This is a genomic window from Nitrosomonas sp. (assembly GCF_043753625.1).
Lineage (GTDB): Bacteria > Pseudomonadota > Gammaproteobacteria > Burkholderiales > Nitrosomonadaceae > Nitrosomonas.
On record NZ_JAYUWI010000147.1, the window covers coordinates 1 to 9,122 of the forward strand.

Annotated in this window: 10 protein-coding genes and 1 pseudogene; 1 reads left to right on the top strand and 10 read right to left on the bottom strand. The window is 45.8% G+C overall.

The window, feature by feature from the left end:
• Nucleotides 1–208: 208 nt before the first annotated feature.
• Nucleotides 209–457 carry a hypothetical protein gene (locus ACH10T_RS12465; protein WP_394809588.1) on the top strand — a complete coding sequence of 83 codons (249 nt, stop codon included), beginning with the start codon at nt 209–211 and terminating at the stop codon, nt 455–457.
• A gap of 71 nt (nt 458–528) precedes the next feature.
• Here the strand turns inward: ACH10T_RS12465 and ACH10T_RS12470 are convergent, their stop codons facing one another.
• From ACH10T_RS12470 to ACH10T_RS12515, 10 genes and pseudogenes are all read right to left on the bottom strand, one after another.
• Entirely contained in the window at nt 529–687 is a 159-nt protein-coding gene (locus ACH10T_RS12470) for a hypothetical protein (protein WP_394809589.1), read from the bottom strand.
• A 500-nt stretch (nt 688–1,187) separates the two neighbouring features.
• The gene (locus tag ACH10T_RS12475; RefSeq protein ID WP_394809590.1) at nt 1,188–2,036 is read right to left on the bottom strand and encodes a DUF2971 domain-containing protein; all 849 of its coding nucleotides are present in this window, start codon (nt 2,034–2,036) and stop codon (nt 1,188–1,190) included.
• Between the two features lie 143 nt (nt 2,037–2,179).
• On the bottom strand, nt 2,180–2,554 hold the full coding sequence (locus ACH10T_RS12480; RefSeq protein WP_394809591.1) for a type II toxin-antitoxin system HigA family antitoxin: 375 nt from the start codon (nt 2,552–2,554) through the stop codon (nt 2,180–2,182).
• 18 nt (nt 2,555–2,572) lie between these two features.
• On the bottom strand, nt 2,573–2,875 hold the full coding sequence (locus ACH10T_RS12485; protein WP_394809592.1) for a type II toxin-antitoxin system HigB family toxin: 303 nt from the start codon (nt 2,873–2,875) through the stop codon (nt 2,573–2,575).
• A 36-nt stretch (nt 2,876–2,911) separates the two neighbouring features.
• Nucleotides 2,912–3,328: a tyrosine-type recombinase/integrase gene (locus ACH10T_RS12490; protein WP_394809593.1), complete on the bottom strand. Its 417-nt coding sequence runs from the start codon at nt 3,326–3,328 to the stop codon at nt 2,912–2,914.
• 148 nt (nt 3,329–3,476) lie between these two features.
• A complete protein-coding gene (locus ACH10T_RS12495) occupies nt 3,477–3,803 on the bottom strand; it encodes a hypothetical protein (protein ID WP_394809594.1) in 327 nt (108 codons plus the stop codon).
• A 62-nt stretch (nt 3,804–3,865) separates the two neighbouring features.
• Nucleotides 3,866–3,973 (bottom strand): annotated as a pseudogene (locus ACH10T_RS12500) (IS1595 family transposase); the annotation flags it as partial.
• A 114-nt stretch (nt 3,974–4,087) separates the two neighbouring features.
• Nucleotides 4,088–6,616 carry a glucans biosynthesis glucosyltransferase MdoH gene (mdoH, locus tag ACH10T_RS12505; RefSeq protein ID WP_394809595.1) on the bottom strand — a complete coding sequence of 843 codons (2,529 nt, stop codon included), beginning with the start codon at nt 6,614–6,616 and terminating at the stop codon, nt 4,088–4,090.
• Nucleotides 6,609–8,144 carry a glucans biosynthesis protein MdoG gene (gene mdoG, locus ACH10T_RS12510; protein ID WP_394809597.1) on the bottom strand — a complete coding sequence of 512 codons (1,536 nt, stop codon included), beginning with the start codon at nt 8,142–8,144 and terminating at the stop codon, nt 6,609–6,611. Before mdoG ends, mdoH begins: the two co-directional genes overlap by 8 nt.
• 17 nt (nt 8,145–8,161) lie before the next feature.
• The gene (locus ACH10T_RS12515; RefSeq protein ID WP_394809596.1) at nt 8,162–8,338 is read right to left on the bottom strand and encodes a hypothetical protein; all 177 of its coding nucleotides are present in this window, start codon (nt 8,336–8,338) and stop codon (nt 8,162–8,164) included.
• Nucleotides 8,339–9,122: the final 784 nt, after the last annotated feature.

Here is a 9,122-nt window from a genome sequence, read left to right on the forward strand (position 1 = left end):
GTGTTAAAAACAGACTCAAAATGCTCATTTATTAAGCATAAACTGCGCTTTTTCGCCTGTTTTTGCCTTGCATCGGCTACCTCGAAAACGTTTTTCAACGGCCGGTTAAGATAAGAAACATTATTGACCGCTAGTTGGGCTTGGACTAGAAGGATTTCCTGAATTCATTCCCGGTGCGCTACTGGGGGGAATTCCAGGAGAGCTAGGAATGTTTGAGTTCACTCCAGTAGGATCGTTTGGGTTAACCATAGCAGGGTTATTTAGATTGGGTGCAGCAGGGGTGTTCTGTTTTGAGCTAGATTGTGACTTTTGTGCTGAATCCGTATTTTCAGTACTATTCGATGGCAACGAGGTCTGTGAAACTGCAGATGTGCTCAACACGAAAACAGCACTGACAATAAGTGGTAGTGATATTTTATTAAATGGAATCATGATATTAATCCTTTATGCGCTATGAATGAATTTGTATTATGTCTGACGGCGTTTTTTAGGTCGGTTCGTTTCCCCACATATAGAGAGATAAGAACGCTATAGTTCTTCGATATGAAACATGCCGTCCGACAACGTGAAGCTTTGCTCATCATAAGCTTCAAGTAGTGGAATATCTTCCGGGTATGCAATTTTTGGGTAATAGAAGTTCTGATTACTTGATTCGGTCACGCTATTGTTATCTTCATGGAAAGTCATAGCAAGCCCTCTTTTATGAGTTGATGAGCTTTCATAATGCAATATATATCCATGTTGAATCAGTACGGTAGAGCACATAGGCGCTCCGGGCAAAAAAAACCCAACCGATCAGGGTTGGGATTTCAAATGGCGGCTGGAATCGAACCTTGTGTTATCTATTGTATATCAATCACTTGGTGTTTTCATTTGCTGTTTTTGTGTCATTTAAAGGCATTTTCACGGGATTAAGAAAGACAAATATTGTATGAGTCGAAGTTTAAACTCGTTTGCTAATGTTATCAAGAATAATGCCACCTATAATCATATGTTATTACGGCATTAATTTTCTGTAAGTTTGCAAATTTATATATTGGTGGTATCCCATAATGAGCGGGCGTCCAATACCCTAATCGGACAACAGAGTGCAACTTGAGCGACGTTCACGCAAGTTTGCATATTGTCACAAATGGCATCCCACCTTGATTTTGTCCGACTGCAGCACTTTGTTACTTTTAATTCTTTCACGTTCTAATAGGATGGCGAATTGATCTTGTTAGAACGCTATCGGTTACTATGCCATTAGTTGTGTATTGTTTTACCAAAGCCTCCACTATCACCTTATGGCCCTGATTGCACTTTGGGCCAAGGGTGATTTGGATTTTATTTAGGGCTTCGCCGATATCAATGTCCAAATAATTAATAGGTGGAGCAACGTGATCATTGACGCATTGAATTATGTGGTTAGAAAAACTAGAAATAAAGCTTCCATTCGCAAAGCCGCCGGGAGGTATTTTTAAAGATGGAACTGCAAAAAATACGAAACGAAATTCATCTTGAAATGCCCATGACTTATGCTTGTGACAAGCCAAATCACCAATCCCTTTAAATTCCATCTTTGCCTTCCCATTTAAGTCGACATCAATATTAACTGCATTGCTATAAATTCCTTGTATGTCATCCACATAGATGACCTTTCTTTCGATCATTTTTTTGTTGGCGAAAAAAGGGAATATAAAATAATTGTCTGCAAATATTTGAGTCCATGAAATCGGGGAAAAAATATTTTCTGTGTATGTGATTCCTGCCTCTTTCGGGATATCTAAGTGCTTATAAACCAAAAAATATCTAGGTAAAGAGATTCGTACCCCAGTCATATTTTCTGTGTACATATGCCATTGAGGAATGTTTTCCTCTAAGTTGTCTGTCCAACAACTTACAAATAGATATTTTGAAAGATCATATTTCCCATAGGCTTGTGCTTCACTTACATCATCGACGCGATCAAGACGATTGAAACGGATCTTCTTGTTTTGAAGGATAAGAGCAAGAGTATTAATGCTTGTATAGTGATGAACCATTTCCTGTTTCATAGAATTTCCATTTGTGGGCTAATGCTGCAGATCAGCAACGCGCGCAAATCGGTTTCAGGTCCAGAATGAAGAATTATCATTTTTTATCATGTGGAAAGGAGTAATCGTAGAGAACAGACTCGATTGATATTATTAAACGTTTCTTAAACATTATTTGTCTGAGTGGATTGTTTTATCAGAGATTCAGCAGGAATACCCAGTTCTTGATGTAGTTTCCAGATCATTTTGAGTGTCAGAGAACGTTTGCGGTTTAATACTTCGTACACGCGGTTACTTTTTCCAATCATTGGTTCCAAGTCTTTGACCGATAGACCCTTCTGCTCCATTTCAAATTTAATGGCTTCAACAGGATCGGGTAGGTCAAGCGGGAAGTGTTTGCGCTCGTAAGCCTCGATCAGTGTCACCAGAACATCCAGTTTTTCTCCTTCTGGCGTGTTGGGTTCAGCCATCATTAGTGTTTCAACTTCCTTTAATGCCGCGCGGTAATCGGTGTCAGTTTTGATTGGTTTGATGTCCATAATCAGTTGTTTCCAGAATTAAATAGTTTGTGCATCAATTTGATCATATTGGGCATGGGTGCCTATGAAACGGATATACACTACGTTATAAGCATAGTTAATCCAGACCACCAACCGGTATTTATTACCGGCAATATTGAATACGACTCTGTCGTCTGTGAGGATACTGGCACTTTTAAAATCCGCTTTTACCTCTGCCGGTGTTGCCCAGTTTGCTTTTAATGCATGCCGGTACCAAGCAAGCATCGGTTGAATTGCATCGGTATAAGACGGGTTATCCTCCCAGAATGCTTTCAAGGTCGACAGAGCAATGATTCTCATGGGTGAAATATTAGTCCCATTATGGGACTTTGACAACTATTTTGATGGTGGAATCCACTGTCCATAAATCTTTATGATCTGCCCCCAATCCTTATGTCCCATTTGCTGGGCAACCCAAAGTGGGTTTTCACCTCTTGAAAGTAGTGTCGATGCGAAAGTATGGCGGGTCTGGTAAGGATTGCGGTATTCAATGCTCGCTCTTTTCAGTGCCGGAATCCAAACATTTTTACGTATGGGCTGATTGTCTTTCCAGGGTTTATTAGTGCGGGGATCATGGAAAACGGTTTCATCAAGCCTTCCGGTATAGGTTTGCTGATTGAGTAAGGCTTCTCTGGCTTGAGGTTGAAGCGTGACTTCCCGTTTTCCTGATTTTGTTTTGGTGTCTTTCAATTGACCGAGAACACAAGCGGTTTTGACAAATATCCGGTTTTGCTCAAGATCAACATCTTGCAAACGTAAGGCGATAAATTCAGAGGATTCTTATCAATGACTCCATCCAGAAACATTTAATCGAACAATCTACGTAGCGGCGTAGAAATATTACTTTTGCGCTTGCTGGAGCAGGGTAGGTTATTTTGCCATTCTCTGATCATGCTGGCAGTCAGTTTGATGTGGTCAGTTTGACTTGGTAGTGATCGACGATCCGTAGACAGGCTTGATAAGCTTCCAGTGGTTTTTTTGTTCGACTCTGTGTCAGATAACATTTTTCAGCGAAGTACTTGACGGCGTTGAGCAGTTCTTCATGTTCATGGTCAGCGCATAGATTGAGGTCTTCAATGCGTAGCTGATTATGAATATCGATGAATGCATGGTTTGCTTGCTCGAAACTGGATTGTTCAGCGGTTTTGACGTAGTGATAATGATCAATGAAAGTGATTGTTCGCGTGATTTCAGCAAGGAAATGACTAAAAAATATCGCGATACTCACAAAAAAATCAGAAATTGTAACGAATTTGATAATTCGTTGAATTTTGCAAAGGTCTCTGCTCGTCTTAAAATGCCATACCAGCGATTAATCGTGTTACGATTTTTACCCAATAGCAGCGCTGTTTTTCTGGCTGGTATATCAATGCTAAAGCATTGAATTACTTTTTAAATGCATTAATCACTTAATTTTCTGTTTCTTAACATCTTACTAGACATTTATTCATCAATTTATAGAGGATATTTGGATGCAAACCTTCCCCAATTCAATTTGTGAAAATGCTCGTTTTATTTCGCTTTCAGCGCCAATGGATTTAGCGTCAGTTGCTGATAGTAATTCACCCACGAAAAGTATTTCTCCGGTGTTGCCCATACGTGGTAATGCAGACGTGAGATGATGACCGGATCGCTCAACAGTACCAGAAGATGATCGCGGTTGAGGTTATCAGGGGTTTCATTCAGCGCCTGCTCAACGTGACGATCGCGAGCAATCTCAAGCACTTTGCTCTCGCGGTGGCGCGCGGTGGCCATCGCCGTCGCCAGCGCGTTGAACGATGGATGAAACACAGCGTGCATAAAGCCATCGCTCAATGTGCGGTTGCGATTCATCAGCAGATAGTTGTCTGTATCCACCAGTACCTGAGGCGGCGAATACTCTTCTGGAATCAGGAGCAGCTTCCAACGTTTGGCGCGCAGGCCAACAGTCGCGCGGCTGGAAATGACCGACACGAACGGCGATAGAATTAGCGAGAAGACAATAGGCGCCAGCCAGAACAAGAAGCGCAGATCAAGCCACGCCATCCCTACGGCCCATACCAGCCCCAGCAGGAGCTGAGAACCATGGCGCATAAAGGCTTCACTCCACGGGGTGGAATCATCGTCACGTTGTGGCGAGTTCCACCCCACCTCCCAGCCAAGAAACGCGCTGACCACGAATACGGTGTGAAATAGCATACGCACCGGCGCCAGCAGCACCGAGAAAAGCACCTCCAGCAGCAGGGAGATCGTGACGCGAATGAATCCACCGTATTCTTTCGTCCCCTTGCACCAGATAAGCAGAATACTCAGCAGCTTGGGCAGGAACAGTAGCACCATGGTCGAGGCTAACAGCGCGATCGCCAGTTCCGGTCGCCACTGCGGCCACACCGGAAACAGCTGGTGCGGTTGCAGGAAGTATTGCGGTTCCGTAAGCTCATGCATCACCTGCAGCATAGTGGAAAGCGCAAGGAACATAAACCACAGCGGCGCGGAAAGATAAGACATGACGCCGGTCAGGAACACCGCGCGGTGTACCGGATGCATGCCTTTCACCAGGAACAGGCGAAAGTTCATCAGGTTACCGTGACACCAGCGGCGGTCGCGCTTAAGCTCATCCAGCAGGTTCGGCGGCAGTTCTTCATAAGAACCCGGCAGATCGTAAGCGATCCACACTCCCCATCCCGCACGGCGCATTAATGCCGCTTCCACGAAGTCGTGAGAGAGAATGGAGCCCGCAAAAGAGCCTTCACCCGGCAGAGGCGCCAGCGCACAGTGTTCAATAAACGGTTTCACACGGATGATAGCGTTGTGGCCCCAGTAGTGTGACTCCCCTAATTGCCAGAAGTGCATGCCGGCAGTAAACAGCGGCCCGTAAACGCGTGTCGCAAACTGCTGGCAACGTGCGTAAAGGGTATCCATGCCTGAGGCCTTCGGCGACGTCTGAATGATGCCGGCATTCGGGTTAGCCTCCATCAGGCCCACCAGATTGGTCAGGCACTCTCCTGACATCACCGAATCCGCATCCAGCACCACCATGTAGCTGTACTGGTTGCTCCAGCGGCGGCAGAAATCGTCAATGTTGCCGCTCTTACGCTTCACGCGGCGGCGGCGACGACGATAGAAGATCTGGCCTTCACCCTGAACCTCTGCAATCAGTTCTATCCACGCTTTCTGTTCCGCAACGCAAATATCAGGGTTGTAGCTGTCGCTCAGAATATAGACATCGAAGTGTTGTTGTTGACCCGTCGCCTTAACTGATTCCCAAGTTGCACGCAATCCGGCAAATACGCGATCCACGTCTTCGTTACAGATAGTCATAATCAACGCCGTATGGTGCTCGGGATTGAGCGGCATATCCCCTGCCGTCGATGCGGAAATACTGTACTTGTCTTTACCGATCAGTAGTTGCAGAAAGCCCATCAGCGCCGTCCAGAAACCGGCGGATACCCAGCAGAAGAGAATAGCGAAGAGGATCAAAATACCGCTTTGCAGTATATAAGGCAGCAACTGCATAAATGATACCCACGCATCCTGGCCAATCATCTCGACCGGATTGATCAGCGCCCAGCCCTGGTAAGGAAGGATGATTTTCATATACCAGGTCGCAACCACGGTTTGCGACAACGTCAGCAGCAGCAAAATGTAGCGGCGGATGGTGCCGACGGTGCGCCATTTTTGTTCGTGAGCCTGCTCTTCCTTCGTCAGTCGCGATACATAGCGTGGCGTGACATCGCGCCCACGCAGATGATCCCAGAATCGACCAATCGGATTGGTGCGCCACGGATCCGGAGACATCGATGAACGCGTCGCTTTGGGCATTGCCCCCAGTTGCGTACGCTCTTCGTCGTCTTTAATCAGTTGCCCGTCAACCAGAGAATCAGGCCAGCTCTGCTCAAGTCGCGCTTTCACAGACCCCAGCGGCGAATCATCCTCACGCGCATAGTGATGATGCTCAGGATCCAGCGTCTCATGAAGTGCGCGGATATCCATTGTCGGCAGCGCCGCTTTTTCAGTGTCAGTCAGCGGCAGCGCGTCAATATACGCAGTTACCTTATTCATCGGCAGGTAGCTGATAGCTCCAGGTTTCACTCAGTGTCTGGTCACCGTTGACCAGCGCAACGCGCATCTCAGTGATTTTTTTCACATCTATCACTTTTACGCGTAGCGTCAGGCGCCAGCCTTTAATGACCGGGTTGTAACGCACGCTGCTCTCGATGATCTGACCGTTGTCGTCAATACTGGCCTGAGCTGCAACAGGAGTATCTTGCGGCAGCTTCTTCATCTCCGTGCCAGTGAAATCGACGACGAAGGCGATCGTGCCGTCAGGTCGACGAATAAGATTAGACTGTTTTACATCACCGGTTGAGCGAGAAGTCTGTATGACGTAAGCGTTATCTGGAGAATGCAGCTTTTCTTCGTCGCGGCTGAAGGTGATGGAGTACTTAAAGTTAATCTCTTTACCAGCCTCCGTCAGTTGATCCGGCGTCCAGAAAGCGACGATGTTGTCGTTGGTTTCGTCGTTGGTGGGAATTTCCACCAGCTCGACTCTACCTTTCCCCCATTCGCCTTTCGGCGTTACCCACGCGCTCGGACGCAGATCGTAACGATCATCCAGATCTTCAAAACGCGAGAACTGACGGCCACGTTGCAGCAGACCAAAGCCCTGCGGGTTTTCCATGGAAAAACTGCTGATGGCCAGACGTTTCGGGTTGTTCAGCGGACGCCAGATCCACTCTCCATTACCGGCGTGAATGGAGAGCCCGTTAGAATCATGTAACTCAGGACGGAAGTTCATCGCCGGAGAAGGCTGGTTAGAGCCAAACAGGAACATGCTCGTTAGCGGCGCAACGCCCAGCTTGCCGACCTTGTCGCGCAGATAGACTTTAGACTGGACGTCGATCACGATATCGCTGCCCAGAATCATGACAAAGCGGTAAGCGCCCGTCGCGCGTGGAGAGTCGAGTAGCGCATAGATTGTCAGGTGTTTGTCAGTCAGTTTAGGCCGCTCGATCCAGAATTCTCGGAATCGGGGAAACTCTTCGCCGGAGGGCAAAGCGGTATCGATAGCTAGGCCTCGTGCGGAAAGACCATAATACTGGCCTGGGCCAACCACGCGGAAATAGCTGGCGCCGAGCATACTGAGAATTTCGTCGTTTTTATCTTTGCTATTGATCGGATACAGCACTCTGAAGCCGGCAAAGCCAAGACCTTTCTCCATGTCTTTGTCATACTGGACATTGCCAAAATTGAAATAATCAGAACTGTATTTGATTTTATGTACCGACGTGGCGGTTACTTCATTAATTTCGACGGGCGTATCGAAGTACATGCCCTGGTGGTAAAACTCAAGCTTGAATGGAGTCTTCAGATTACTCCAGTAAGCTTTATCATGATTAAACTGAATCTGTTGATAATCCGCATATTTCATGTCGCGGAAAACGGAGGGCAAGTTGCTTTCCGGCGTTTCATAGCTTTTTCCGGCTAATGATTGAGCCTTTTTTGCGACATCATCGATGGTAAAGGCCCAAGTCGACGAGGTATACAGGGTCAACATCACTGCCGAGACCAACCAACGCATTTCCATCATTTTTGAATTATGTTTCATCAGTTCACCATTTGTTGTCGGCCGTGACCGATCAGACTGCATGTCTGATTATGTACTTGAAAAATATGATCCAGATACATCACTTCTGCATTAAAGCCATGGACGCTGCCGCGCGGAAAATTGGCATACACATCGCCTCTAAATCTGGCCGCATCGCTTTCATGGCGTAGCAACACGTTACCTATCCAGCTACCTCGGAGAACGCAGCATTTTAAGGATTTGACGCCAACGGATATATTACGCGCCACTTATGATTTTTGGCTGCACCCACAATTATTAACCCGGTCATTAAATAGTTTTAAGCAGCATATTTTATGTTTGTAATATTTTATTGAATTTCCATTTTTATCTTGGTGCGTCATCATCGTGGTCTTCTTCATCTTCATCTTCATCTTCATCATATTCAACAATTTCTATCAGATATTGTGATTTGTGGTCTGTTTCAACCAAACCATCACCCACAACAACCTACCACGCATCTTTAAATAATTCATCTTCAGGAGCATCAATTATTTCCATAACAAGGGGATATTCCGCAATTATAAGGCCAGATGAATTTTCAATGACTTGGATGTTTTTTAACATATTGTTTCACTTTTAAATGATTGGTTGCTCTTGCGCAAAAACTTTTTCAGACACCTGAAGAATTTAAGTCATGGAGTCAGAATTTAGGGCATTATAATGTCTTAACTACTTTTACTAGCTATGGTTGCAGTGCAACATCAACGACAAGATGTGAGGTTCCCTCTGTTTTTCGTCTTCCAATGGGCGAACAGTTTTATGCTATCAGCTTTTTCTTCTGTTGAGTGATTAGCTAGTCATTTAGAAACCGCATTGGCGATTTATAGCCTAACGTTGAGTGCTGAATCGCCCCGGTTTTTCCGGAGACATGTTTTCTTGAGTCAAGTTGCATCAGCTGACTCTTCCTGTTCGCGATAATACGCCTTTTCAAATTCTGCC

Coding starts and splice junctions, on each gene's coding strand:
- mdoG (WP_394809597.1), bottom strand. CDS start 8,144: ATGATGGAAATGCGTTGGTTGGTCTCGGCAGTGATGTTGACCCTGTAT.
- ACH10T_RS12485 (WP_394809592.1), bottom strand. CDS start 2,875: ATGAGAATCATTGCTCTGTCGACCTTGAAAGCATTCTGGGAGGATAAC.
- ACH10T_RS12475 (WP_394809590.1), bottom strand. CDS start 2,036: ATGAAACAGGAAATGGTTCATCACTATACAAGCATTAATACTCTTGCT.
- ACH10T_RS12470 (WP_394809589.1), bottom strand. CDS start 687: ATGACTTTCCATGAAGATAACAATAGCGTGACCGAATCAAGTAATCAG.
- ACH10T_RS12465 (WP_394809588.1), top strand. CDS start 209: ATGTTTGAGTTCACTCCAGTAGGATCGTTTGGGTTAACCATAGCAGGG.
- ACH10T_RS12480 (WP_394809591.1), bottom strand. CDS start 2,554: ATGGACATCAAACCAATCAAAACTGACACCGATTACCGCGCGGCATTA.
- mdoH (WP_394809595.1), bottom strand. CDS start 6,616: ATGAATAAGGTAACTGCGTATATTGACGCGCTGCCGCTGACTGACACT.